At 67.7% G+C, this 26,408-nt stretch carries 13 protein-coding genes; 8 read left to right on the top strand and 5 right to left on the bottom strand.

Annotated features, from left to right (window positions below; translation table 11 throughout):
* Positions 1–13 precede the first annotated feature (13 nt).
* The 5 genes from NA3_RS15210 to NA3_RS15190 form a co-directional block, all read right to left on the bottom strand.
* The gene (locus NA3_RS15210) at positions 14–1,003 is read right to left on the bottom strand and encodes an ATP-binding cassette domain-containing protein (protein WP_062964285.1); all 990 of its coding nucleotides are present in this window, start codon (positions 1,001–1,003) and stop codon (positions 14–16) included.
* Complete coding sequence (locus tag NA3_RS15205; protein ID WP_084491576.1) at positions 1,000–14,643, bottom strand: non-ribosomal peptide synthetase; 13,644 nt, start codon at positions 14,641–14,643, stop codon at positions 1,000–1,002. The genes NA3_RS15210 and NA3_RS15205 overlap by 4 nt, the downstream gene beginning before the upstream one ends.
* Before the next feature lie 672 nt (positions 14,644–15,315).
* A complete protein-coding gene (locus NA3_RS15200; protein ID WP_062964284.1) occupies positions 15,316–16,191 on the bottom strand; it encodes an SDR family NAD(P)-dependent oxidoreductase in 876 nt (291 codons plus the stop codon).
* A gap of 157 nt (positions 16,192–16,348) precedes the next feature.
* Complete coding sequence (locus tag NA3_RS15195) at positions 16,349–17,581, bottom strand: amidohydrolase family protein (RefSeq protein ID WP_062964283.1); 1,233 nt, start codon at positions 17,579–17,581, stop codon at positions 16,349–16,351.
* 164 nt (positions 17,582–17,745) lie between these two features.
* On the bottom strand, positions 17,746–18,285 hold the full coding sequence (locus NA3_RS15190; RefSeq protein ID WP_167354995.1) for a VOC family protein: 540 nt from the start codon (positions 18,283–18,285) through the stop codon (positions 17,746–17,748).
* Positions 18,286–18,477: 192 nt separating this feature from the next.
* On the opposite strand from NA3_RS15190, the gene NA3_RS15185 reads away from it, so the two are divergent.
* From NA3_RS15185 to NA3_RS15150, 8 genes are read left to right on the top strand one after another with little or no spacing between them, the layout of a single operon-like run.
* Entirely contained in the window at positions 18,478–19,368 is an 891-nt protein-coding gene (locus tag NA3_RS15185) for an MlaE family ABC transporter permease (protein WP_084491575.1), read from the top strand.
* Between the two features lie 17 nt (positions 19,369–19,385).
* Entirely contained in the window at positions 19,386–20,243 is an 858-nt protein-coding gene (locus NA3_RS15180) for an MlaE family ABC transporter permease (RefSeq protein ID WP_128145272.1), read from the top strand.
* Between the two features lie 3 nt (positions 20,244–20,246).
* A complete protein-coding gene (locus NA3_RS15175) occupies positions 20,247–21,335 on the top strand; it encodes an MlaD family protein (protein ID WP_063917517.1) in 1,089 nt (362 codons plus the stop codon).
* Complete coding sequence (locus NA3_RS15170) at positions 21,332–22,345, top strand: MlaD family protein (protein ID WP_062964280.1); 1,014 nt, start codon at positions 21,332–21,334, stop codon at positions 22,343–22,345. The genes NA3_RS15175 and NA3_RS15170 overlap by 4 nt, the downstream gene beginning before the upstream one ends.
* On the top strand, positions 22,330–23,349 hold the full coding sequence (locus tag NA3_RS15165) for an MlaD family protein (RefSeq protein WP_062964279.1): 1,020 nt from the start codon (positions 22,330–22,332) through the stop codon (positions 23,347–23,349). Before NA3_RS15170 ends, NA3_RS15165 begins: the two co-directional genes overlap by 16 nt.
* 1 nt (position 23,350) lies before the next feature.
* Complete coding sequence (locus tag NA3_RS15160; protein ID WP_062964278.1) at positions 23,351–24,391, top strand: MlaD family protein; 1,041 nt, start codon at positions 23,351–23,353, stop codon at positions 24,389–24,391.
* A complete protein-coding gene (locus tag NA3_RS15155; RefSeq protein ID WP_062964277.1) occupies positions 24,388–25,401 on the top strand; it encodes an MlaD family protein in 1,014 nt (337 codons plus the stop codon). The genes NA3_RS15160 and NA3_RS15155 overlap by 4 nt, the downstream gene beginning before the upstream one ends.
* Positions 25,398–26,357 carry an MlaD family protein gene (locus NA3_RS15150; protein WP_062964276.1) on the top strand — a complete coding sequence of 320 codons (960 nt, stop codon included), beginning with the start codon at positions 25,398–25,400 and terminating at the stop codon, positions 26,355–26,357. The genes NA3_RS15155 and NA3_RS15150 overlap by 4 nt, the downstream gene beginning before the upstream one ends.
* Positions 26,358–26,408 lie beyond the last annotated feature (51 nt).

Below are 26,408 nucleotides of genomic sequence, written 5' to 3'. Positions count from 1 at the left end.
GCTTCGACGGTACTCACGACATGATCTCCTCTGCTACGTCTTCGGTTTCGGATTCTTCGATCGGCTCGGCGGGCGTGCCGGTCAGCGACAGGAACACATCGTCGAGACTGGGCCGGGTCACCTCCGCGTCCACCGCGCACACGCCGGCGTCGTCGAGCCGGCGCAACGCCTCGACCATGGTGCGGGTGCCGTCGCCGACCACGATCGACACGTGATCGGCGCCCGGCTCGTGGATCGGCTCGCCGAGGCCGACCTCGCTCAGCACGGATTTCGCCGGGCCCGGGTCCTGCCCCTCGGCGAGGGTGACGGTGAGCCGGTCCCCGCCGATCGAGGTCTTCAGTTCGTCGGCGGAGCCGCGCGCGATCACCTTGCCCTTGTCGATCACCGTGATCCGGTCGGCCAGCTGATCGGCCTCCTCCAGATACTGGGTGGTCAGCAGCACGGTGGTGCCGTCGTCGACCAGATCGCCGATCACCTTCCACATGTCCAGCCGGCCGCGCGGGTCCAGGCCGGTGGTCGGCTCGTCGAGCACCACCACCGTCGGCCGCGCCACCAGCGCACCCGCGAGGTCCAGGCGGCGGGCCATACCACCGGAATAGGTGCCCGCGCGCCGCCCGGCCGCATGTTCCAGCCCCAGCGCCGAGAGCAGTTCGGTCGCGCGCTCGGCGGACTTCTTGTGGTCCATGCCGTACAGCCGGGCCACCATCCGCAGGTTCTCGAACCCGGACAGGTTCTCGTCGACGGCGGCGTACTGTCCCGACAGCCCGATCCGGGTGCGCACCCGCGCCGGATGATGCACCACGTCGACACCGGCGACCCGGACGGTGCCGGAGGTCGGTTTCAACAGGGTGGTGACGATCCGGACCGTCGTCGTCTTTCCGGCGCCGTTGGGACCGAGCAGACCCATCACGGTCCCCGACGGGATCTCCAGATCGATGCCGTCGAGTACCCGGGCCTTACCGTAGGTCTTGACCAGATCGGTGACTTCCACTGCCAAACTCACAGCGTCTCCTCCGTGTCGCCGCCGGCGGCGGCCTCGAGTTGTTGCCGCAGCACCGGGCCGATGACGGCCAGCGCTTCCGGTGTCGTCATGCCGGAATGCCGGCAGCGCAGTTTGCGGTCCTCGATCACACCCGTCACGAACGGTTCCCACGCCGCGGCGCAGCGCTCCGGATCGGCGAGATTGACCTCGTCGTCGGCGGCGGTGAAGAACAGCAGATCACCGTCGAAGACCCGCGGCCGGAATCCGTTGGCCTGCACCGGGCCGTTGGCGTATCCGGTGTAAAGCCGCTGCAGATGGTCCATGGTCAGCGCGGCGAACGGGCCGGGCCGCCCGCGCAGCAGCTCGGCCGCCTCCTCCAGGGTCAGGCCCGGGTCCATGCCGTTGTCGCCGCCGAGCAGATCGCTGCCGAATTCGCCGATGATGTCGGCCACGCCCGGCATCGCCTGATCGAGCCAGCGGTCGCCGAGCTGGTAGCTGTCCATCATCGCCAGCAGCGCCACCCGCTGGCCCGTCTCCTGCAGCTGGACCGCGATCTCGTGCGCGATCAAACCGCCCAGCGACCAGCCGAGCAGATGGTACGGCCCCTCCGGCTGCACCGAACGCATATGCGCGACATAGTCTTTCGCGGCCGCCCGGATCGAGTCGTGCTGCTGCTCGCCGGTGATGTGCGGGGCCTGCAGCCCGTAGACCGGACGGTCGGCGGGCAGATGCGCCAGCAGACCCGCGTAGCACCACGACAGGCCGATCGCCGGATGCACGCAGAACAGCGGCGGCAGCGTGGACTCGGCGGCCGGTCGGATCGGCAGCAGCGGCTGCATCGCGACCGCCAGCACATCCTCGCCGGAGGCCGCCAGCTGCCGGGCGATACCGGCGGGAGTGGATTCGGCGAACATCAGCTGCACCGGCATCTCGATCCCCGCCGAACGCAGCTGCGCCACCACCTTCGTCGCCAGCAGCGAGTTGCCGCCCAGATCGAAGAACCCGTCGTCGGCGCCGACCGTGTCGGCTCCCAGCACTTCGGCGAAGGCGGCGCACACGGCCGTCTCCATCGGCCCCGACGGCGCACGGTAGCCCTGCTCGGCCGCGAACACCGGTTCGGGCAGCGCCTTGCGGTCCAGCTTGCCCACCGGACTCAGCGGCACCGACTCGAGCAGCATGATCGATTGCGGCACCATATAACTCGGCACCAGGCCGGCCACATGAGCGCGCAACCGGGCCGCCGTCGGATTCGTGCCGGTGCGCGGCTTCACATACGACACCAGCGCGGTGGCGCCCGCGGCGGTCCGGTGGCCGATCGTGGTGGCCCACTCGATCTGCTCGTGGCGATACAGCGCCGCGTCGATCTCACCGAGTTCGATCCGGAAACCGCGAATCTTGACCTGGTGGTCGGTGCGGCCCACGTACTCGAGTTCGAAGCGGCCACCGCGCTGCACCCAGCGCACGAGATCGCCTGTGCGGTACATGCGTTCGCCGGGCTTGCCGAACGGATTGGCCACGAACCGCCCGGCGCTGAGTCCGGTGCGGTTGTGGTACCCGCGCGCCAGCGCCGGACCCGACAGGTACAGCTCACCGACGACACCGGCCGGGGCCGGATGCAGCCGCGAATCCAGCACCACCGCGTGCACACCGCGAATCGGCTCGCCGATGGTGATCGGCGCACCCGGTGCGATCGGCGGGGCCATCAGCGTCACGATGGTCGTTTCGGTCGGTCCGTAGACGTTGTGCAGGTTGCGGCCGGGCGCCCACCGCGCCACCAGCTCCGGCGGCAGCGCCTCGCCACCGACGAGCACGTGCCGGAACGAGTCGAGACCGGCCGGGTCCACCGTGCCGAGCGCGGCGGTGGTGATGAACGCGTGGGTGATGTCCTCCTCGGCCAGCAGCCGTGCCAGATCCGCACCGCCGTACACCCCGGTCGGGGCGATGACCAGCGTCGCCGCCCCACCCAGGGCGAACAGCAGATCGAGCATCGCCGCGTCGAAGCTGGGGGTGGCGAAGTGCAGCACCCGGCTGTCGGGCCGCACGTCGAAGCGCTCGGCGGTTTCGGCGGCGAAGTTCGACAGTCCGCCGTGGGTGACCACCACCCCCTTCGGGGTGCCGGTCGAGCCGGAGGTGTAGATGACGTAGGCCGGGTTCTCGATCCGCAGCCGGCCCAGCCGCTCGTGCGGGGCGATCGGCGCATCGGAGGCGCGCTGCACGCGCTCCTGCAGGTCCGGTGCGTCCAGGACGGTCCATTCGGCGCCCGCGGGCATCCGATCGAGGTGGGCGGCGAGCGTGATGCCCAGCGTGGTACCGGAATCGGTGAGCATGTGGGCGATGCGGTGTTCGGGATAGTTCGGGTCGACCGGCACGAACGCGGCACCGGCCTTGGCCACTGCCAGTGTCGTCGCCACCGACTCCATCGACCGCGGAATACCCAGGGCGACAAGCATTTCCGGTCCGACACCGAGTGAGATCAGCACCCGGGCAAGGCGGTTGGTCCACCGGTCCAGCGCACCGTAGCTGATCTCGGCGTCTTCGGTGCGCAGGGCGATCGCCCGCGGATCGACGGCCACCGCGGCGGCGAAGACCTCCGGCAGCGTCCCCGGCCGGCCGGCGAGCGCACCCCGCACCGGGGCCAGCGTCGACCATTCGGTGGGGTCGAGCAGTTCCAGATCACCCACCGGCAGTTCCGGATTCGCGGCCGCGGCCTGCAGCAACCGGGCGAAGCGAGCGCCGAGGCGAGCGGCACTGGTGTCGTCGAACAGGTCCCGGGCGAAATTGACCGAGACGGTGATCCCGGCCGGTTCGCGCTGCTCGGTCCACGATTCGGTGAGGGTGAACTGCAGATCGAATTTCGCGATCCCCGGATCGGCGTCGCACGCCTCGATCGTCAGCTCCGGCAGTTCCAGGCTGCGCACCGGCTGATTCCGCACCGACAGCATGACCTGGAACATCGGGTGATGGGCCTGGGAACGCGCCGGATTGAGCACTTCGACCAGCCGCTCGAACGGCACATCCGCATGCGCGAAGGCCTCGAGGTCGGTGTCGCGGACCGCGCGCAGCAGATCGGCGAAGGTTTGCGCACCGCTCACCGGCGTGCGCAGGACCAGGGTGCCGACGAACATGCCGACCATGGCGTCCAGGGCCTGCTGTCCACGTCCGGCGATCGGCGTGCCGACGGTGATGTCGTGCTCGGCGCTGATTCGGTGCAGCAGCGAGGCCAGCGCGGCGTGCAGCACCATGAACATGGTCACGCCGTGGCGGGCGGCGACGACCTGGAGTTCACGGTGTGTATCGCCGTCGAGCACGCAGTCCACCGTGCCGCCGCGGTAGCTCGGCGTCGCCGGGCGGCGCCGGTCGGTGGGCAGCGGCAGCAGTTCGGGAATGCCGTCCAGTGCCTCGCGCCAGTAGTCGAGCTGGCGGCTGATCGGCGATTCCGGATCGTCCTCGGCGCCCAGCGTGTCCTGCAGCCACAGCGTGTAATCGGCGTACTGGACGGGCAGCTCGGCCCATTCCGGTGCCGCCCCGGCCGCATACGACCGGTACGCACCCGCGATATCGGCGGCCAGCGGCTCCAGCGACCAGCCGTCCATGGCGATGTGGTGGACCACCAGCACCAGCACGTGATCGTCGGCGGCGATCCGCAGCAGCTGCGCGCGCAGCGGTGCGGTGGAGGCGAGATCGAATCCGGCCGCCGCGAAAGTCCGTACGGTGCCGATGATTTCGCCCTCGTCGACGTCGACCACCGGCAGCGCCACCGCGGCCTCGCCGGGTGCGAGCACCCGCTGGTACGGCTCGCCCTCGACCTCCGGGAAGACCGTGCGCAGCGTTTCGTGACGCCGCTGCACCGCATGCAGCGCCGCGTGCAGCGCCGCCACATCCAGCGCGCCACGCATCCGCAGCGCGACCGGCACGTTGTAGACGCCGGACAGATCCTCGGCCGAGGAGGCGTTGAACCGGTTGAGGAACCACAGCCGCCGCTGCGCCGCCGACAGCGGCACCCGCGCCGGGCGCTCCCGCCGGGTCAGAGCCGGGCCGTGGCGGCCGTCGCGGGCGCCGCCGTCGAGCAGAGCGGCGAGTTCGGCGACGGTCGGGGCGCCGAACACCGAACGCACCTGAACCCGCACCCCAGTGGCGTCGCCGAGCCGGGCCACCAATTGCGTTGCCCGCAGCGAGTTTCCGCCGATGTCGAAGAAGTTGTCATCGGCTCCGACGGATTCGGCGCCGATCAGCTCGGCCATGACCCGCGCGACCAGGCGTTCGGTGTCGGTGCCCGGTTCCCGCGCCGCGGTGGAGAGCTGCTGCGGTTCCGGCAGCGCGTCGCGGTCGAGTTTGCCGACCGGGGTCAGCGGAATCCGGTCCAGGACGGTGATGCTGCTGGGCACCATATGCGCCGGCAGGTGCGCGGCGACATGGCTCCGCAGCGCCTCGACGTCGAGTCCGGCGCGGGGTTCGGCGGGCTGGACATAGGACACGATCCGCGGTGTGCCGGCGATGTCGCGCACCTCGGTGTGAGCGAAACGCAGCGCCGGATGCGCGGCCAGCACCTCGGTGATCTCCCCGAGTTCGATGCGGAAACCGCGCAGCTTCACCTGGTGATCGCTGCGGCCGAGGTAGACGATCTCGCCGTCGGCGCGCCAGCGCACCACGTCGCCGGTGCGATACATGCGGGCGCCGTCGGGTCCGTACGGGTCGGCGACGAAACGCGCCGCGCTCAGACCCGCACGGTCGAAGTAGCCGCGCGCGACCGACTGGCCACCGAGATACAACTCGCCTGGTACGCCCACCGGGACGGGCCGCAGCCGCTCGTCGAGCACGACCGCGTGCACCCCGCGCACCAGCGAGCCGATGGTCACCTGGTCACCGACCGCGATCGGGCCCGCGATCGTGACCACGATGGTCGTCTCGGTCGGGCCGTATCCGTTGAACAGCAGCCGTCCCGGCGCCCACCGCTCGACCAGATCGGTGCCGAGTGCCTCACCGCCGACCATGATCGCGCGCAGGTGCGGCAGCGGCCAGCGCCGATGGTCGATGGTGGCCAGCGCGGCCGTGGTCATGAACGTGTGGCTGATGCACTCACGATCCATCAAGGCGGCCAGTTCGTCGCCGCCGTAGATATCGGGCGGGCAGATCACCATGGTCGCGCCCGCGCCGATCGCCAGCAGCAGATCCAAGACGGCGGCGTCGAAACTCGGGCTCGCGAAATGCAGGGTGCGGGCATCGCGGTCGACGCGCATCCGCTCGCGGATCTCGTCGGCGAAGTTGGACAGCCCGGCGTGGCTGACGGCGACGCCCTTGGGTTTTCCGGTCGACCCGGAGGTGTAGACCAGGTAGGCCAGATCCGTTGTCCACACCGTGCGCAGCCGTTCGGCGTCGGTGATGGTGCGCTCGTCCTGATCGTCCAGCTCGGCGCGCAGCACCGGGTCGTCGAGCAGCAGCCACTCGGTGCGCGGCGCCGAGTCGTTGCCCTCGGTGGCGCGGCGCAGCCGATCGCGGTGCGCGGTTACCGACAGTCCGATCGCACATCCGGAATCGGTGAGCATGTGCCGGACACGGTCGGCCGGATAGTTCGGATCGACGGGGACGAACGCCGCACCGGCTTTGGTGACGGCCAGGGCGGCGGCCACCGATTCGATCGAGCGGGTCAGCCCGATGGCCACCCGGTCGCCGCTGCCGATGCCGCGAGTGATCAGGGCGCGGGCGATCCGATTCGAGCAGCGCTCCAGCTCGGCATAGCTGAGTTCCTCGTCGCCGCTGCGGATCGCGGTGCGGTGGGGATGCAGGTGAGCGGTGGCGGTGAAGTAGTTCGCCAGACTGCACTGCGGGGTGGCGGCCGGGCCACGGCGCGGGGTGAAATGCGTGCGTTCGAGTTCGGTGCGCGCGTCGATGTCGCGCACCCGGACGCGGGCGTCGGCGCTGACCGACTCCAGCACCAGCAGCAGCCGCTCGGCCAGGGTGCACACCGTGTCCTCGTCGAAAAGCTCTGCAGCGTAGACCATTTCGAGGTCGCCGCTATCGGCGGGCACCCGCAGTTCCAGATCGAACTTGGCCACCGCGATATCGAGTTCCTCCGCGCGCAGGCGCAGCCCGGGCAGTTCGAGAGGGGGCGGTGTGGTGTCCTGCACGGTGAGCGCGACCTGCAGCAGGGGCCGCAGTCCACCGTTGCCGCGGCCCAGTTCCTCGACGATGCGCTCGAACGGCAGTTCCGCGTGCGACATCGCGGACAGTTCACCGTCGCGGTCGGCGCGAAGCTGATCGGCGAAGGTCCGGTCGGGGTCGACATCCGAACGCAGCATCAGGGTGTTGACGAACATGCCGACCAGGTCGTCGAGCCGCGTGTCGGCCCGCCCGGCCACCGGCGTGCCGATGACGATGTCGCGGCCGCCGGTGACGGCGCGCAGCACCACCGCCAGCGCCGAGCGCAGCACCATGAACAGGCTCATGCCCTGCGCGCGGGCCAGCTCGTCGAGCCGCTCCCGCAGCTCCTCCGGCATCCGGATCCGCACGGTGCCCGCGCGGTTGGTCGGCTCGTCCGGACGCGGCCGGTCGTAGGGCAGCGGCAGTTCCTCCGGCAGGCCGGCGAGGGTGTCGCGCCAGAACGCCAGCTGCACCGCCGCGGCACTGGCCGGATCGGATTCGTCGCCGAGGCATTCGCGTTGCCACAGACTGAAATCGGCGTACTGCACCGGCAGCGGCGCCCACGCCGGGGCCGCGCCGTCGCGACGGGCGGTGTAGGCGACCATCAGATCGGTGGTGAGCGGTCCCAGCGACCAGCCGTCCGCAGCGATGTGATGGACCACGATGCCCAGCTGATAGGTGCGGATTCCGGTGCGCAGCACCGTCATTCGCAACGGGATCTCCCGGGTGAGGTCGAATCCGCGCTGAGCCAGTCCGCGCAGCGCCAGCCGGGCGCCGCGTTCGTCGGTCACCACGGGTTCCAGCACCGGCAGGCAGCGGTCGGAGTCGAGGACCAGCTGATACGGGCCGGCCTGATCCTCGGGGAAAATCGTGCGCAGGACCTCGTGCCGGTCGACCAGGTCGGCCACTGCGGCGCGCAGGGCGGGCAGATCCGGATCGCCGTCGATGCGCAACGCGAAAGCGATGTTGTACGCGCTGGATTCGGGCGCGTAGCGGTTGAGGAACCACATCCGCTGCTGCGGCAGCGACAGCGGAACCCGGGCGGGGCGCGGATCGTACTGCGTCAGCGCCGCCCGGTTCGTGCGCGGCGCGTGTTCCAGATGCGCCGCGACACCGGCCACGGTGGGCGTTTCGAAGATGGTCCGCACCGGCAGTTCGACGCCGAATTCGGTGTGCAGGGCCGCGGTGAGCCGCGTCGCCAGCAGCGAGTTGCCGCCGGCGTCGAAGAAGCTGTCCTCGGCGCCCGGGACGGCGTGGCCGAGGACCGTGGCGAAGACCTGTGCGACCCGCCGTTCCAGTTCCGATTCCGGCGCCCGGGACGGCCCGGCGGAGGTGAAGACCGGCGCGGGCAGCGCCTTGCGGTCGACCTTGCCGGCCGGTGTCACCGGTACCCGGTCCAGCACGGTGATCGCGGCGGGGACCATATAGGCGGGCAGGTGGCGGCGCGCGGTCTCGAGCACCTCGGCCGGGTCGATCTCGGTGTCGGCGGTCAGATACGAGGCCAGCCGGGCGGCACCGTGCTCCCCCGTGTGCACCACGGTCATCGCGAACCGCACACCCGGATGCGCGCGCAGCACATGATCGACTTCGCGCAGTTCGATGCGGAAACCGCGGATCTTCACCTGATCGTCGGCGCGCCCCACGAAGCGCAGCACACCGGTGCCGTCGGTCGTCACCAGATCGCCGGTGCGGTACATGCGCTCGCCGCGGCGCCCGTGCGGATTCGCCGGGAACCGGGCCGCGGTCAGGGCCTGGCGGCCGAGATAACCGCGAGCCAGGCCGGGGCCGGAGATGTACAACTCCCCCGCGACGCCGGGCGGAACCGGACGCAACCGGTTGTCCAGGATGAACAACCGCATCCCGCGCACCGGCTTACCGATCGGGACGGGACGGCCCGCGACCATCGGATCGCTGGCGGTGGCGGCCACGGTGGCTTCGGAGGGGCCGTACATGTTGTGCATGCGCCGCCCGGCGGTCCAGGTGCGGACCAGATCCTCGGGGCACGCGTCACCGCCGACGATGACGGCCTCGAGATCGTCGAGGCCGTCCGGGGACACGGTCGCCAGCGCGGCCGGGGTGATGAACGCGTGGGTGATCCGCTCCTCGCGCAGCAGCCGCGCGAGCTCGGCGCCGCCGTAGAGTCCGGCCGGCGCGACCACGATGGTGGCGCCCGCGGCGAAGCCCAGCAGCAGTTCGAGCACCGAGGCGTCGAACGAGGGCGAGGAGAAGTGCAGCGTGCGCGCCGTGTCGTTGACCCGGAACAGGTGCATCTGCTCGTGCGCCAGCGAGGCGATACCGCCGTGGGTGACCACGACCGCCTTGGGCTTGCCGGTCGAGCCGGAGGTGTAGATCAGATACGCCGGATGCGAAATACGCAGCGGCAGTGGACGATCCCGGTCGGTGATCGGGGCGGCCGAGACCCGCGCGAGGGCGTCGGTGAGGGCGCGCGAATCCATCAGCAGCCAGTCGGCGCCCTGTTTGCGGTGCCGGCCGCGGTGCATCGGCCGCTGCGGCATGGCGGCGTGGCTGCGGGCGTCGGTCAGGCCGAGCATCGCACCGGAATCAGCGAGCATGTGCTCGATACGTTCGGCGGGATAGCCCGGGTCGACCGGCACATAGGCCGCGCCGGTCTTCGCGACCGCCCAGATCGCGGTGATCGAGGCGAGGCTGCGCGGCAGCGCGATCGCGACCACCACCTCGGGTCCGGCGCCGTGTTCGATCAGCACCCGGGCCAGCCGGTTGGACGCCTCGTCGATCTCTCGGTAGGTGGTATCGCGCCCCATGTATCGGACCGCGACCAGCTCCGGGACCCTTTCCGCGGTCTCGTGCAGCAACCGCGCCAGGCTCAGCGGCGGCACGCCGGGCGCGCCCGCGATCGGCACCAGTTTGCCGACCTCCCGCGCGTCGAGAATCGGCAGGTCACCGACCGGGGTCTCCGGCGCGCCGACCGCGGCGTCGAGCAGCCGGACGAAGCGACGCGCCACGGTCTGGACCGTGGCGTGATCGAAAACATCGGCGGCATAACCGAATTCGGCGGTCAGCGGGCCGTCCTCGGCATCGGCGGCATCGCTGTCGTGGACGATCAGCTGCAGATCGAATTTCGCGACGCCGACATCCATCGGCAGCACCCGGGCACTGAGACCGGGCAGCTGTACCCGCAGTTCGGGGTTGTTCTCGTAGGACAGCATCACCTGGAACAGCGGGTGCCGGCCGGCGTCGCGGGACGGGTTGACGACCTCGACCAGCCGCTCGAACGGCACATCGGCGTTGGCGAAGGCGTCGAGGTCGGTTTCGCGGACGCGGTCGAGCATGCGGTCGAATCCGGTGGCGGGGTCGACCTCGGTGCGTAGCACCAGAGTGTTGACGAACATGCCGACCAGATCGTCGAGCGCCGGGTCGGAGCGGCCCGCGATCGGGGTGCCGATGGCGATATCGGTGGTGCCGCACAGGCGCGAGAGCAGGCTCGCCAGGGCGGCATGCATGATCATGAACGTGCTGACGCCGCGTTCGGCCGCCACCTCTGCCACCGCGCGGCGGGTTTCGGCCGGAATCGTGAATTCGACTCGGCCACCGGCGGTGTCGCGCTGACGCGGGCGCGGGCGATCCAGCGGAAGGTCCAGCTGATCCGGCAAGTCGGCCAGGGCGGTGCGCCAGTAGGCCAGTTGCCGCGCCAGCGCACTGGTGGGGTCGGTCTCGTCGCCGAGCAGTTCTCGCTGCCACAGGGCGAAGTCGGCGTACTGCACCGGCAGCGGCGCCCACTGCGGGGCCTGCCCGGTGGTGCGCGCGGCGACCGCACCCATCAGGTCGCGGGCCAGCGGCGCCACCGACCAGCCGTCGCCGCAGATGTGGTGCAGGACGATCAGGAAGACGTGTTCGTCGGGTCCGGTGGCGTAGAGCGCCACCCGGATCGGCGCCTGACTGCGCAGATCGAAGCCGTATCCGGCGTATTCGGTCGCCAGCGCCAGGGCGTCGGCACCGGTGGCGTCGATCGGCTCGAGGTTCAGCGGAATCTCGGCCGCCGGGTGGATCACCTGGACCGGCCCCGTCGGCGAATCCGGGAAGGTGGTGCGCAGGCTCTCGTGCCGGTCGAGCACGTCGAGCAGCGCGGCGCGCAGCACCTCGGCCTCGAGCGGTCCGGACAGCTCGACGGCCAGGGGCATGTTGTAGGCGCCGGCGTGTTCGGCGAAACGGTTGAGGATCCACAGCCGCTGCTGGGCGAGCGAGAGCGGAATGCGTTGCGGCCGTGAGCCGGCCACCAGTTTCGGAGAGGACCGGTCGACGCCGTGCGCGCCGATCCGTTCGGCGAGCTGGGCGACCGTCGGCGACTCGAACAGATCCCGGATGGTGAGTCCGGACCCGAAGGCGGCGTTGATCCGGGCCACGGCCCGCGCGGCCGACAGCGAATTGCCACCGAGGTCGAAGAAGCTGTCCTCGACGCCGAGGCTTTCGCAGCCGAGGACCTCGGTGACGAGGGCGGCCAGCTGACGTTCGGTGGCCGTGCGCGGCTCGATGATGCTCTCGCCGCCGCGGCGCGCGGGCGCCTCCGGTGCGGGCAGCGCCTTCCGGTCGATCTTTCCGTTGGCGCTCAAGGGCAATTCGTCGAGCACCACGACCACCGCGGGCACCATGTATCCGGGCAGGACGCCGCGCAGGTCGGCCGGGAGCGCGGTGGTGTCGATGGTGTGGCCCGGTGCGGCCACCACGTAGCCGACCAGCTCGTCGCCGGCCGCAGTCGTGTGGGCGACGCAGACCGCGCGGGCGATCCGCTCGTCGGCCATCAGCGCCGCCTCGACCTCACCCAGTTCGATCCGCTGGCCGCGGATCTTGACCTGAAAGTCGCTGCGTCCCAGATATTCCAGGACCGCGGGTGACCGGTCGGCACCGGTCGCGGGCGGGATCGGATCCATCCGCCAGCGCACCAGGTCACCGGTGCGATACATGCGCGCGCCGGGGGTGAACGGATTGGCCACGAAGCGGTCGGCGGTCAGACCGGGGCGGCCCAGATAGCCGCGGGCCAGCTGCACGCCGGCCAGATACAGTTCGCCGATCACACCGGGCGCGACCGGCCGCAACGTCTCGTCGAGGACGTAGACCTGAGTGTTCCAGACCGGCGCGCCGATCGGGATGACGTCGTTCTCCGGCGTGCACGCCCAGTAGGTGACGTCGACGGCCGCCTCGGTGGGCCCGTACAGGTTGTGCAGCTGCGCCCCACCGGCCGATGCCGAGGATCCGGACCGCCGCGCACGCGGAAGCGCGGCGTAAAAATCACGAACGGTCGCCGCCGGCAGCGCCTCACCGCTGCAGAACACCCGGCGCAGTCCGCCGCAGCCGCGCACATCGGTGTCGGTGACGAAGACCGACAGCATCGACGGCACGAAATGAGCTGTGGTCACGCCCTTGTCGGCGATGATCCGCGCGAGGTAGGCCGGATCGCGGTGTCCGTCCGGCGCGGCGATCACCAGCCGCGCGCCGATCTGCAAGGGCCAGAAGAACTCCCACACCGACACGTCGAACGTCGCGGGAGTCTTCTGCAGCACGGTGTCGCTCTCGTCGAGCGGATATCGGTGCTGCATCCACGCCAGGCGGTTCACGATGGCGGCGTGAGTGATGCCGACGCCCTTGGGTTTACCGGTCGAGCCGGAGGTGAAGATCACGTAGGCCAGGTGGTCGCGGCGCAGCGGTGCGCGCCGGTCGGCGTCGGTGATCGGTGGTTCGGCGCCGCAATCGTCGGTGTGCAACTGCTGGATGTCGATCACCGCGACGTCGCCGGGGAGGTCGGTCTCGTCCCGGGCCGCGGTCAGCACACACAGCGGCGCGGCTTGCTCGAGGATGTGCGCGGTGCGCTCGGCCGGATGATCGGGATCGATCGGCAGATAGGCCGCCCCCGCACGCACGATCGCGTACATGCCGACCACCAGATCGAGGCTGCGCCGCACGGCCAGTCCCACGACCGTGTCGGGTCCGGCGCCGCGGGCGATCAGGGTGCGGGCCAGCCGGTCCGCGCGCTGCCGTAGCTGTTCGTAAGTCAGTGTGTCGCCGTCGAATTCGAGTGCGACCGCATCCGGCGTGGCCCGCGCCTGCGTCCCGAACAGGTCGGCGAGCGTGCCCGGCTGCTCCGGCACCGCGGTCGCGTTCCACTGCCGCAGCACCTCGTCGCGTTCAGCGTCGGAGATCACCGGCACCGCCGCGACCGGATCGGCCGGATCGGCGGTCAGGAAGCGGTTCAGATAGCCGAGAAACCGCTCGTGGTGGCGCGCCAGTTCGGCCGCGCCGTACAGCTGCGGATTGGCCTCGAAATCGACGTGGATGCGCCCGCCCTCGCCGTTGTAGAGGTTGATCGACAGATCCTCGACCGGTCCGGTGGACAGCACGTTCAGCGAGCCGACGAGGCTGCCGAAGTTCAGTTCGCTGTGGAACAGCATGATGTTGACCATCGGGCCGAAGAACCCACGGGCATCGCGCGAATAGCCGCAGTCGCGTCTGATGTCGTCGTGGCGATAACGCTGGTGCCGCAGGGCCCCGGTGATCTGCAGTTCGGTCGCCTTGACCACGTCGGCGACCGTGGTGCCGGCGTCGAATCGCACCCGGATGGGCACCACGTTCGACACCACGCCCGCGGAGCGGCGCAGCGCGACCGTGGTCCGCGCGGACATCGGCAGGCTCAGCACCACATCGGAGTTGCCGGTCGCCGCGCGCACGTACCCGGCCAGCGCCGCGACCACCAGGGCGGAGTTCTGCGAGTCGAATGTGGTTGCGGCGGTGTCGAGTTCGGCTTCGGTCTCGGGGTCGAGCACCGCCGCCGCGATGCGCCGGCCGGGGTCCGGCGTGGACGAGAGGATCCCCGACGACGACAGGGTCAGCGGCGCGCCCACTCCCGCGAGCTGCTCACGCCAGTACTCCTGGTCGGCGCGGTAGCGGCTCGACTCCCGGTACTGCGACTCCCCGGCGTAGATCTCGGCCAGCGGGGTGGCCCGCGAGACCGAGGGCTCGGTGTGGTTCTCGAGCGCGGTGTAGATCTCGGCGGTCCGGGTGAGCGCGTTCATGGCGCCGTAGCCGTCGATGACGATGTGGTGGGCGCGGCAATACCAGATGTAGTCCTGGTCGCCGATGCGCAGGACGACATTGATGGTCAACGGCTCGTGTTCGATATCGATCGGGCTGCTGGCGTGCTCGTTCATCCACCGCAGCGCCGCCTCGCGCGGATCGGGTTCCTGGCGCAGGTCCATCCGGCCCCAGCCCGGCCGATGTGCCGAATCCACGACCTGGTGCGGCACGCCGTCGATCTCCACGACGCGCAGCTGGCCCACCTGGGTTTCCGCGCCGAACCGCTCGATCGAGTAGAGCAGCCGGCCCACGTCGAGATCACCGTGGATTTCCACATATTGGGCGATGGTCAGTGGCACATCGGGTCGAATCCGCTGCGCGTACCACAGGGCGGTTTGCGCCGGTGACAGAGCGAAGGGCTGTGCTGAAAATTCGCCGGAAGCACATTGGTCGACACGATCGGTGGCCAATGAACTCATCAATCACTCCGTTCTGCCGCTGTATACGCAACTCCCCGGTCCCCGGCCGCGGGGCGAAAAGCGCGCGCCAGCGGGAGGACGTGATCCACGCCCTATGATTCGGAGCCCTGTTGCGGCCGGACTGGTAACGATGTCGTGATCTTCGGCCGCGAACGCCACAGGCAGATATAGCTATTTCATCGCAAACAACCGCCGGGCCGCGCTAACTCACCGTCAACGGCAGGATCGACGGCGCGCGGTTTCCGGTGGCGCAACCGGCCCGCGAATGCCCATGGACGGCCCGCGGAATCGAGGTTGTGAGAAATGCCGATTCGCGGGTACCCGCGATGTGTGATTGTCCGGAACAGCTGCGGCGGCCGTCGATCGAATGCCGGGTCGCCGGTGACGTCCTCATCGGTACGACGGGTCGAGCGCATCGTTCGCCACCGAGTAGCCGCGACCAGGGCAACGGCCGCAGCAAGAATACACAACACTCGCTCAGCATGAGACCCCATGGAGGTCGCGGGCGCGATTCTCTGACGAAGCCCCGCCGGCCGGTGCGGGCCCGCGCGTTGTTGCCACCTCCAGATCCGGCAGCCACGATAAGCACCGGCACAACCATCGGAGATTCACCTGCCGCCCGCCGGAGTGCAGGGGCAGGTGACCGCCGAGTGACCGGGTGACGAATACGGGCTAGGAGGCGACCGGGTTGGCTCCCGCGACGAGCATCTGCGCCGACACATCGGCGCCGTAGCGGCCGTCCCATTCGGCGAAGGTGCGCTCGACCTCGCGATTCCACGAGACGACGAGCGGCTCCCACTCACGGTGGGTGATGATCAGAAACTGCCCCGCCTGCATCGCCTCGACAACCTGCTCGCCGACCCGGTCGGGGTCGGCGCCGGTGGCCAGCAGCGCGCTGTTCTGTGCCATCACGGCGGCATCGGGCTCTCGTCCCAGCAGCTTCGCCTGTGCCTTCTCGGCGTTTTCACCGATCCGGGTGTGTACCGAGCCCGGACACAGCAAAGAAACACCGATATCGGTGCCACGGACTTCCTCGCGGAGCACCCTGGTGAAGCCGACGGCGGCGAACTTCGAGGACACGTAGGCGCCGACGGTCGCCATCGGCACCAGTCCCGCCATGGAGGCGGTGTTGGTGATGTGCGCGCGCCCGCCCCGAGACCTGAAGCGCGGCAAGAATGCCGAGACACCGATGAACTGCGCGTCGGTGTTGATCCGATGGACCCAGTGCCAGACTTCCAGCGGTGTCCGGTCGATCGCCCCGCCGCCGTTGACGCCGGCATTGTTGCACAGGATGGAGATCGGTCCGAGTGCTTCCTCGGCGCGGTCCGCGGCGGCCTCCCAGGCGTCGGCGTCACTCACATCGAGTTCCACGGTGGTGACCACTCCCCCGGCGGCGGCCAATTCCGCGGCGATATCGGCCAGCCGGGCGCCGTCGATGTCGGCGAGTGCGACCTTGGCCCCCTGCGCGACGAGCGCTCGCGCGATGCCGAGCCCGATGCCCGAGACAGCCCCGGTCACGAATGCGGCTTCTCCTGCAGGCCAAACCATGATGTTCTCCTCTATTCCATCGATGAAAGGTAGTGGTGTGTGGGGTGGACGGTCCGCCGTCGCGAAGGACCGAACCCGGGGCGCGAGACCTGTCCGCCTGCGCGCCCCGGGCGCTCACTCGCCGCGTGCACAGCCGCGGGCGGGTGGTGTCGATTCGCTAGTCCGGCAACAGCACTCGCCCGTTGTCGACGAAGAACTTCTGCAGCGTCGCGGCGCCCTTCCCGGACAGGCTCTTCACGAAGCTCGTGATCGGGTCCCGGCCGCCTTCGTGGTGCGGGTAGTCGCTCGCATAGCAGAAGACATCCTCGAATCCGTACCGGTCGATATATGTTCCGACGTCCTCGAAGTGGAAGCAGGTGACGCGGACATTGCGGCTCACGTACTCCGAGGGCCGCAGCGACAGCTTGGTGAAGCCCTGCTCGGTCGGGAACGGCGTGGAGCCGTAGAACCTGTCCATGTTCTCCGCCAACGGGCCCACCCAGTGCCCGGTGAATTCGGACGCGCCGAAGATCAACTCCGGGTGGCGGTCGAAGACGCCGCCCAGAATCATCGTCGACACATAGTTCTGCACCGGCAGGTGAATGCTCGTCATCGTCCACGGATCCAGCGAGAATTCGGCACCCGCCATCCAGCCTTCGAATGCCGGAGCATTGCGCCATTCGAGGGTCCTGAGGAATTTCTCGGCGACCGAAATGTGCGACAGCACAGGACATTTGGCTTCGGCGAGCATGGCCCACAGCGGATCCAGGCGAGTGCTGGCGGGCGATACGCCCCCGGGCAGTTCATCGACCGCGACCATGATCGCGCGAACCCCGGATTTCAGCAGATTCTCGGCCTTGCCGATCATCTCCTCCGGGGTGTCGGCGACGAGCAGCGCCGCCGGCCGCAGCCGGTCGTAGGTCCGTGAGACCTGACCACACCAGTCGTTGTAGATGTCCATCAGGCGCAGCGCATAGCCACGCCGGTCGCCGGTGATGGACCGGAACACCTTCGGATCGTCGGCCTTGTTGTACAGCCCGAATGTGGTGATCGCGGCGATATCGGGATACAGGATCTGACGGCGGACGCCCGTGAAGTCCATGACCTCGATGCGGCGGTCGAGATCGAAAGCCCCCGGCGCCTGCTCCATCTTGAGGTTCCACACGGTGTGCGCGTTGATTTCCGCCTCGTCGGTCTCCAGATCGGGATTCTCGACGATGGCTACTCCCGCGCGGGACGCGGTCACGACGGCTTCGGCGAGCGGTTCACACTCCTTGCCGTAGACGTCGGTCCATCGTTTGACTGGCATCGCGCCGTGGGTATCGGTGTCGTTGATCCGGCCGGCGAGATGTGAAATCTCCTCCGGCAGAGAGTATGTCGAGAGATCGGGTTGCTCGGTTCGGACTGTCATGATGCCTCTCCGTCGTTGGTGGCGCGATCCGGCGGACCAGGTAGCGACCGCTACAGGGACAACGCCAAAATAGATCAATCTAATTAGTCGCGTGGCTGTAACGCCCAAATCGAAGGCCGACGATTCCCCGCCGGCCGGCGACAGCGACGTTCGACCGGTACGTCTCAGGACATCAGCGTTGCCATGTCGCGGACCGGATCGGAGCCGTCCCAGTCCGCCGCGACCGCGGCCACGGCACCGTACATCTGCGCCGCGATCCCTTCCCGCGCCATCAGCTCGGTCATGCAACCGATCATAGGCCGGGTGTCCACGTAGGCGACCGGCGTCTGCCCTGCGACCAATCCGGTCATCACCACCTCGAAGCCGAGGTCCTGGTAGTTACGGCATTGCGCCTCGACGTCGTCGACGAAGGCTTGGACATGATGCAGTCCGCTTTCCCCTTCGGCATAGACGTCGCGATACGGCGACGGATCCGCGTCGTGCTGCTGGATGAGTTCGATCAGAACCGGCCCCGCCTGGGCAATGGCGGCGCTCATGTCCACCGCCGCCGGCCGGCCGCGATGTGTCATCTCGGTGATCATCCCGCCGATGTGCGCACCCATGAAGAACGGTCCGATTCCGGTGGTCTGCCGCCACTGCCGCACGGCGGCGTCGAGATCGTCCACCACCCAAGCCATCTGGCAAAACCGACTTACCTCGAGCATGTGCCTGCCTCCTCGTATTGACATAGATAGATTGATCTAGCAGCATGGCGCACATCACATCTGAATGGCAATACGCATGACGCAATCGACGTCCACGTCGGCCTACCCCATCCGCACCCGAGCGCGACTCTGCCGGCCCGGCCGTATGTCGCTTGCCGCACAGCGGATACCGCGGAGAACAGGAAACCCTCGATGACTTCAACGCAGGCGATCACCGAGCGGCCCTCGGATCAACCCGGGCCAGAGCCGGTCGGTCCCGAGAATTCGGGTCGAAGAAGCGCCGGCCTCGCCCGATATCTGCGCGAGGCTCCGATCGCGTCGCTCGCCGGCATCGGCAGGTCCGCGGCGCTGAGCGCGGCCGTGGTCCGGTACGCGATCACCGACCTGGTTCGCGGGCGGCTACCCGTGAGCGAGATCGTCGATCAGACCTGGCTACTGCTCCAGGTCACGACGCTTCCCGGGCTGCTGATGGCGATTCCGATCGGCGGTGAAGTCGCGGTCGAGGTCGGCGGGATCATGAATCAGGTCGGAGCCAATTCCCTCGCGGGTGCGGCCAGCGGTCTCGGCGTGGTGGGACAGGGAGCGCCGATGGCCGCCGGCATGCTGATGAGCGGCGCTGCCGCCTCGGCGATCGCCTCCGATCTGGGAGCACGCGCGGTCCGCGAGGAGATCGACGCGATGCGGGTCATGGGGGTGGACCCGCTCGAACGCCTGGTCATGCCGCGCTTCCTGGCAATGATCGCCATCGCGCCGGTGCTGTGCATCATCATCATCGCGGCGGGTGTCGTCACCGGACTGGCAATCTCGTCGGGCGTCAATCATGTTGTGCCAGGCAGCTTCTGGCAGACATTCGGCGCCTTCGCCACTCCGACCGACGTCGCCTTCGCCGTCGTGAAGTCCCTGTTGTTCGCCGGCATCGTGGTCTTGATCGCGAGCCTGCGCGGTCTCGAGGCCAAGGGTGGCCCGAAGGGAGTGGCGAACGCGGTGAACGCCTCGGTAGTGCTGAGCGTGTTTTGCATCTTCGTCACGAATCTGCTCGTCAGCCAACTTCAGCAGATGTTCTTTCCGGCGCATCTGGCGTGAGCATGGACAGCACGAATATGACACCAGCAGCATCGGGGGCCGCTCTCGTGCGGTTGGCGCAGTCGATTCATCGGCAATTCACCGGCGCCGTGCGGGAACTCGGGCAGATCACCGTATTCATCGGCAGGACGCTCTATCTGCTGCCGATCACCGTCCGCCACTATCGCAAGGCGATGTTCGAGACCATGAACAAAATGGCCTGGGGCAGTGGGTCGTTGATCGTCGACGGCGGCGTCGTCAGCCTCATGTTGTTCCTGGGTGTTGCCGTGGGCGCCGTCGTTGCGATCGAGTCGTTCACGGCTCTGAACCTGCTCGGCTTCGGCGCACTGACCGGGATCATCGGGTCTTTCGCGAATCTGCGCGTGATCGCACCGATCATGACCGGCGTCGGGTTCGCGGCGCAGGCCGGGTGCCGGATGACGGCGGAGATCGGCTCGATGCGGATCTCCGAAGAGATCGATGCCACCGAATCGATGGGACTGCAAGCGATTCCGTTCGTGGTCGGAACCCGCTTGATCGGCGGGATGCTGGTGGTGCTGCCCGGATATCTGATGGCGCTGACGATCAGTTTCGTGACCGGCAGCATCGTCGTGAAGACGTTCTACCGACAACCGGCCGGGACCTACGATCACTACTTCCGCATGTTCCTGAGTTTTCCGGATCTGGTCGCCTCGGTGGCCAAGGTGCTGCTGTTCTGCGCGGCCGCCACGCTCATTCACTGCTATTACGGATACTTCGCTTCCGGCGGGCCGGTCGGGGTGGGCGCGGCGTCGGGACGGGCGATCCGGGCCAGTCTCGTCGTCATCGTGGTGCTGAATTTCGCTATGACCGTGGCCATGTGGGGCCTCAGTCCGGTTCTGATATTCAAGGGATGAAGGATGGGCACGACTGTCAATCAGGATTTCATCCGCGGCTCCGGTCGGCGCCAGGCCTGGATGTTGAATATCGCGGCGGCTTCGGTGGTCACGGTAGCGGCCGTCGCGTTCATCGGATACCGAACGCTCTATCCGTCGGTGACCTCGTCGGACACGATCGACGTGCGCGTCGACGTCGCCTCGGTCGCGCCGGGCGTTCATACCGGAACCAAGGTGATTCTCCGAGGTAACGAAGTCGGCGAGGTGACGGCGCTGACGCGCCGGTCGGACGACACGCTCGGCATGGATCTGGCATTGCGCCCGAACGGGATCCGCGGATTGACCGATGCGCTGGACATCGATTTCCGGCCGGAGAATTATTTCGGCGTCACGGCGGTCAACCTCCTCGAGAAGCCGGGCGGCGGAAAACTCGTGGCGGGCGATGTGCTGACTCGGCGCGCCGCGGACAACTTCACCATGTCGACCATGCTGGAGAAGGGTTCGGTCGTCGTCGACGGCACCTTGACGAAGGCGATGATCGATACCCTCGACAAAGTTGTCCGGTACGCAGACGGTCTGGCCCCGATGATTCAGGCCGGGATCGTGTTCGCCGATCGCGTCGCGCAGACCCAGCAGGCGATGCCCAGCATTCTGCTCGACGATATGAATCGCACCCTGGATGTGCTCCCCGGATTCACCGGACAGTCGATAGCCGCCTTGTACAACCTCTACGACAACAACACCAACCACGGCCCGAACGGCTCATGGGGCCGAGACGATTCCTATTGGGACGATCTGAACACGGCGATGGACGTGGCCATGGTGAAGTTGTTCGGGGCCGCCGGGTCGCTGATGGAGTCACACGAGCACGAGCTCACTCCCGTAACCGGGCTGGCGGCAGCGTTGTTGGGCGCCACGCCGACGCTGCTGGCCGACGGCCGGGCGGCGTCGCAACTGTCGGCCATGGTCGACCGCTACGGCACGGTATTCACCGGTCCCGACTCCTCCCGGACTCTGAATCTGCGATTGATCCTGGACAATTTTCCCGGGGTGGCAGCGCCCCTGGCGGTGTCCGGGCTACCGGCCGGGCTCGGGCAGGGGCAGCCGCGATGAACCATTCGATCAGGCTGACCCTTGGACTGGCGAAACTCACGGTTGTCGCGGCACTCGCCGCGCTGTTGTTCGTCATCGTCATCAATGCCATCAAGAATCCGATCGACACTGCGTCCGGGCGCTATACCGCGGATTTCACCGACGTCTCGGGATTGCATGTCGACGGTGACGTGCGAACCAGGGGCGTGCTGGTCGGAAAGGTGAAAGACATCCGGCGGCTGCGGCGGGCCGGCCGGAACGTCGCCGAGGTCGCCATCACCCTGACGAAACCGTACCGGCTGACCGAAAACACCGTGCTGTCCGTGAAATACCAGAATCTGACCGGCATCCGGTACGTCGATCTGTCCGTGCCGGGCGAGCCGGGCAAACCCGTCACACACCTGCCGTCGGAGAAGACCAGGCCCTCCTTCGACATCACGAAGCTGTTCAACGGATTGCAACCGGTGCTGACCACGATGAGCACCGACGAAATCAATGCCTTCACCCGGAACGCGATCGCACTGTTGCAAGGAGACGGCGGTGGTCTCGCGCCGATGTTGGACAGCGCTCGGAAACTCACCGATTACGCGCGTGATCGCGAGCAGGTGATATCCACGTTGACCGCAAACCTGATTCGGCTGGCCACCACGATGGGCGGGAAGTCGCCCGACCTCATCGAATTCCTGCAATCGCTGTCCTATCCGATCAGCCAAGCGATGACCGTGCTCCCCCTGTTCGGGAAGACGGACCAACTCGGCCCCGGCTTCACCCGGCCGATCGACAACATGCTGATCGACCTCGGGTTGAGTCCGGAACTGGATATCGACAAGACCGTCGCCGGCGCCTTCTCGTCGGTCTCCGCGGCCGCGTCGACCCTGAGGTTGCTGCCGGCGGCCTTCGCCGGATTACAGCTCCCGACACTGCATTCGAATCCCGGTGCGATGTCGTGCAGCCACGGGATCGCGCAGCTTCCCACCGATGTGAAGGTGCTCCTCGACGGCAGCGAGGTCGTGATATGCAAGCCACACTGAAGGGCATCGTCCCCACGCTCGCCGGCAGGGTCCGGAGAATGCGGCACGACAGCGTCGTACACGGTGCCGTGGTGGTGCTCGTCGTTGTCGCCGCGCTGGTCGCGGCAGGGGCGGTGTACGTACATCCCTTGGGGCGCAAGACGATATCGTTCCTGACGACCGATGCCGCATCGCTCGCCGCCGGCGAAGACGTCCGCGTCGCGGGCATCACCGTGGGCAAGGTGTCGGGTCTGTCGATCGAGCCGGATTCCGTGCGAGTGGATCTGAGTATCGACGACTCCACCTTCGTCGGATCCGAGTCCACCATCGACGTGCGGATGCTGACACCGGTCGGCGGTTATGCGGTGACCGTGATCTCGGACGGCGACCGCCCGCTCGAACCCCACCAGGTGATACCGGCCGACAGGGTCCGGGTGCCCTATTCGATCGCCGATGTGCTGCAGGCCGCCCCGCACATGACGGATCGGGTCGCGGGCGGCCCCATCGACGCGAATATCGACCAGATCGCGACCGCGCTCCAGCACGACAACACCTCGATCAAATCGATCATCGACGGCCTGAACAGCATCGTCGCGGTGCTGGACCGGCAGCGCGAACAAGTGCACACGATCATGGATTTCAGCGCCGAATACCTGCGGGCGTTCAACGGCAGCCGCGACTTCATCTTCGATTTGCTGCGTCGAGTCGACATCGTCGTCTCCACCTATGATGCCGCCAAGGCCGGGTTCGACGAAACCTACGAGCGCCTCGGAGACATTCTCTTCCGGGTCACGCCGTTGCTGAAGTTCTATCTCGAGCACAAAGACGAACTGTCGAACGCCATTACCGGTCTCCGGGACGCGATCAGTGATCTGCGGACGAATCTCGGTCCGGCGCTGGACAACATGAAGGGGCTCCGCGAGCGGCTGCAGAACTGGCTCGGGCCCGAAGGTCTACAGGCGATCGGCGGTGGAGCGCTGCTGACCACTGATATCTGTGTCCCGACTCCAGGGCGGACGTGCTGATATGCGAGTGAAACGGAAAACGGCAATCCTGGCGGTAGCGGCGACGGCAGGTGTCGTCATCGGCGGCGGGTACGCGGTCGCGACGGCGCTGGATTCGCGCACGAAACAGGTCCACGGCTTCTGCTCCGAAATGGCCGACGCGGTGGGGCTCTACGCGGGAAATCCGGTCACACAGATGGGGTACTCCGTCGGCAGAATCGACGGTATCGCGTCGAAAGGCGACCACGTCGAGGTCACCTTCAGCCTCGACGCGGGCCGCAAGTTCCCGGCCGATGTCGCCGTGGTGACGCGGTCGAAATCGCTTCTCGCAGATCGGAGTCTGGAGCTCGTCGGCAACTATGTGTCGGGCCCGCAGCTGACGCCGGGCACATGCACGTCACCGGACCGCAGCTACACCCCGAAGAGCATTTCACAGATCGCGGGCTCGGCATCGGACTTCATCAATGCCATCGCGCCGTCGAACGGTAAGGACAGCATCCAGAACGCGCTCGCCGGCCTGGATACGGCCCTGCAGGGCAACGGCCACGATGCCGCGGACTTGATGCATCACGCCGCAGCGGCGATGTCGAATCCGGACCGGATGATGTCCGATCTCGGTTCCTCGATCATGAACATGGCTCCGATGACCGAGGAGGCGCTCCGGCAATGGTCCACCATTCGCTCACTGCTGGACCAGATGCCGCCCGTCCTGCAGGCGGCCGGTTCCGATCTGCTGCCCGGAGCGGAAAAAGTCACGGTCGGCACGGGCTACCTGTTGAAGGTGCTCCTGGATATCCAGCGCAATTACGGAGACCTTGTCTGGCCCGGTTTTCACGCCGGTATGTCCACGATCATCCACCTGGCGGCCACTCGCTCGAAGGATATCGCCGGTCTCCTGGAGACGCTGCCACCCATCGCGGCCTTCCTGCGGCAACAAGGGAATTCGGATCCGCAGGGGCTGACGGTCTCGCTGGCCCGGCCGGCCACCGACGCCGCCCCCGGCACCCCACCGGCCACGAGTTCACTGCTGGATCTGGTGCTGGCGAGGAAGGGGGCCCGATGATGTTCGCCGGATGTTTCACCCTGCGCATACGCGCGGCACTGTTGTGTGCGGGCGTACTCGCCACCGCGTCGTGCTCGCTGGGGCCGAAGGATCTGCCGATCGTCGGCTCGCGGAGCCCGACGGGTGGCTACACGATCCGATTGCATTTCCAGAACGCGATGAATCTGCCCGCGGGCGCCTACGTCATGCTCGACGGCTTGCGCGTCGGAAGGGTGGACGAGGTCGAGGTCACGGGCTCCGATCTGACGGTCACGGCGGGGCTCAACCGCGGCACCAAAGTGCCGGCGAACGTGCATGCCACGATCCGGCAGGACACGTTGCTCGGTGACACCTACGTCGGATTGGATCGGGGCCCGGACACCGGGAACGCGGGATTCCTCCCACCCGGCGGATCCGTTCCCGAAAGCGCGACATCCTCACCGCCGCAATTGGAGGACACGATGGCGGTGCTGGCGTTCTTCGTGAACGGCGGAAGTATTCAGAAGGTCGAGGACACCATGTCGCGACTGAATGCCGTCATGCCCACGGTCGACAACATCCGGAAATTGTCCACGGTCCTCACCGGTGACATGCACGACCTCTCCCACAACACCGACGAAATCGATCGGACCCTGTCGGGTTTGGACCGGACGGCGAGTGCGGTGGCCGACAAATCGGACACGCTGAATCTGGTGATGTTCAACGACAACGCTCAGCATTACTGGCGGCAGTCGGACCGGGTCGTGCTCGGCCATGTCGGTCCCGGACTTCCGTTGGTCGGCAGCTTGTTCTTCGGTGGGTTCTGGATGGTTCCGATGCTCGACTCCATGGCGGCCACCGTCCACTCCGGCCGCGGAAACTGGGATACGGCACCGGAAGTGGTCGACAAGGTCGGCGTCTTTCTGCGCACCGTCGTGCTGCCGTTCGCCGGGAACCCCTCGATCGATATCAGGTCCGTCGAGTCATCGAACGGCGACCAGCTGGTCGGCGATATGGAGAACGTGCTGCGCATGCTGGGAGCGATGAAATGATCCGGCGCACTCTGATTTCGGTGGCCGGGATGGCGACGATCGCCGCGGCATCCTTCGGCTTCCTGTACCGGGCCGGAATGCCGCTGCCGGGTACGGGTGACTTCGATACGGTCACGATGTCGTTGCCCGACACCAATGGGCTGGTCGTCGGATCACCGGTATTGCTCCGCGGAATCGCGATCGGCAACATCTCCAAGCTGACATCGTCGGCGGACGCCATCACCGTCGAATGGCGTTACGACAGGAAATATCGGATTCCGATCGACAGCGGATACCGGGTCGACAATTTGTCCGCACTGGGAGAAAGCTATATCGCCGTCCTTCCGGCCCGCGAGGCCGGCCCCTACCTGACCGCACACTCGGACCTGAACACCGCCCATGTCGTGGTGCCGCCGACCATCAAGGAGTTGTCCGAGCGCATCACCCGACTGCTGGAGCAGGTGGATCCGGCGAGAATCACCGGGATATTCCGCGAAATGGATATCGCACTGCCCGACGATGGTGATGTCCTCGCCGATCTCTCTCATGCGGGCGCTCTGCTCGCCGACGTCGTGACCCGGCAGGCCGGCGCCCTGACGAAGCTCTTCGAGACCGTGCAGCCCATGCTGCGCGACAGCAACTGGCTGGCAGGGGATCTGACCGGCGCCGGCGAGCCGGCGCCGACCACGGCCACTGCGCTCACCAGGCTCTACAACGGCTACGACTGGGGCCGCACCTTCTCGCCTTTCGAGGACGCCGGCAACAACGGCGCGGCGCCGATGCTCGCGGAACTGCAGAAGTTTCTCGACAACAACGCCGCCGACCTGCACACCCTGGGCGTCGATCTATTGCCCGGCGCGCAGGCCGGCGCCGCGGCCCTGAGAACCGTCGACGTGGGAAAGTTCCTCGACACCGCATTGGCGGCAGTCGATTCGGGCCACAGCCTCACCGTCCACGTTCAGGTTCCCGGGCGGTGAATTCGGACTTGCGGCGGCAGCAACGGATTTCGACCAAGACGCGACGACGAA

Origin of the sequence: Nocardia africana NBRC 100379 (assembly GCF_001612635.1) — a bacterium.
GTDB classification, from domain to species: domain Bacteria; phylum Actinomycetota; class Actinomycetes; order Mycobacteriales; family Mycobacteriaceae; genus Nocardia; species Nocardia africana.
Note: the sequence above shows the minus strand (reverse complement) of the source record. Positions and strands in the feature narration are given on the sequence as shown.

Coding starts and splice junctions, on each gene's coding strand:
- NA3_RS15205 (WP_084491576.1), bottom strand. CDS start 14,643: ATGAGTTCATTGGCCACCGATCGTGTCGACCAATGTGCTTCCGGCGAA.
- NA3_RS15200 (WP_062964284.1), bottom strand. CDS start 16,191: ATGGTTTGGCCTGCAGGAGAAGCCGCATTCGTGACCGGGGCTGTCTCG.
- NA3_RS15195 (WP_062964283.1), bottom strand. CDS start 17,581: ATGACAGTCCGAACCGAGCAACCCGATCTCTCGACATACTCTCTGCCG.
- NA3_RS15190 (WP_167354995.1), bottom strand. CDS start 18,285: ATGCTCGAGGTAAGTCGGTTTTGCCAGATGGCTTGGGTGGTGGACGAT.
- NA3_RS15185 (WP_084491575.1), top strand. CDS start 18,478: ATGACTTCAACGCAGGCGATCACCGAGCGGCCCTCGGATCAACCCGGG.
- NA3_RS15180 (WP_128145272.1), top strand. CDS start 19,386: ATGACACCAGCAGCATCGGGGGCCGCTCTCGTGCGGTTGGCGCAGTCG.
- NA3_RS15175 (WP_063917517.1), top strand. CDS start 20,247: ATGGGCACGACTGTCAATCAGGATTTCATCCGCGGCTCCGGTCGGCGC.
- NA3_RS15170 (WP_062964280.1), top strand. CDS start 21,332: ATGAACCATTCGATCAGGCTGACCCTTGGACTGGCGAAACTCACGGTT.
- NA3_RS15165 (WP_062964279.1), top strand. CDS start 22,330: ATGCAAGCCACACTGAAGGGCATCGTCCCCACGCTCGCCGGCAGGGTC.
- NA3_RS15160 (WP_062964278.1), top strand. CDS start 23,351: ATGCGAGTGAAACGGAAAACGGCAATCCTGGCGGTAGCGGCGACGGCA.
- NA3_RS15155 (WP_062964277.1), top strand. CDS start 24,388: ATGATGTTCGCCGGATGTTTCACCCTGCGCATACGCGCGGCACTGTTG.
- NA3_RS15150 (WP_062964276.1), top strand. CDS start 25,398: ATGATCCGGCGCACTCTGATTTCGGTGGCCGGGATGGCGACGATCGCC.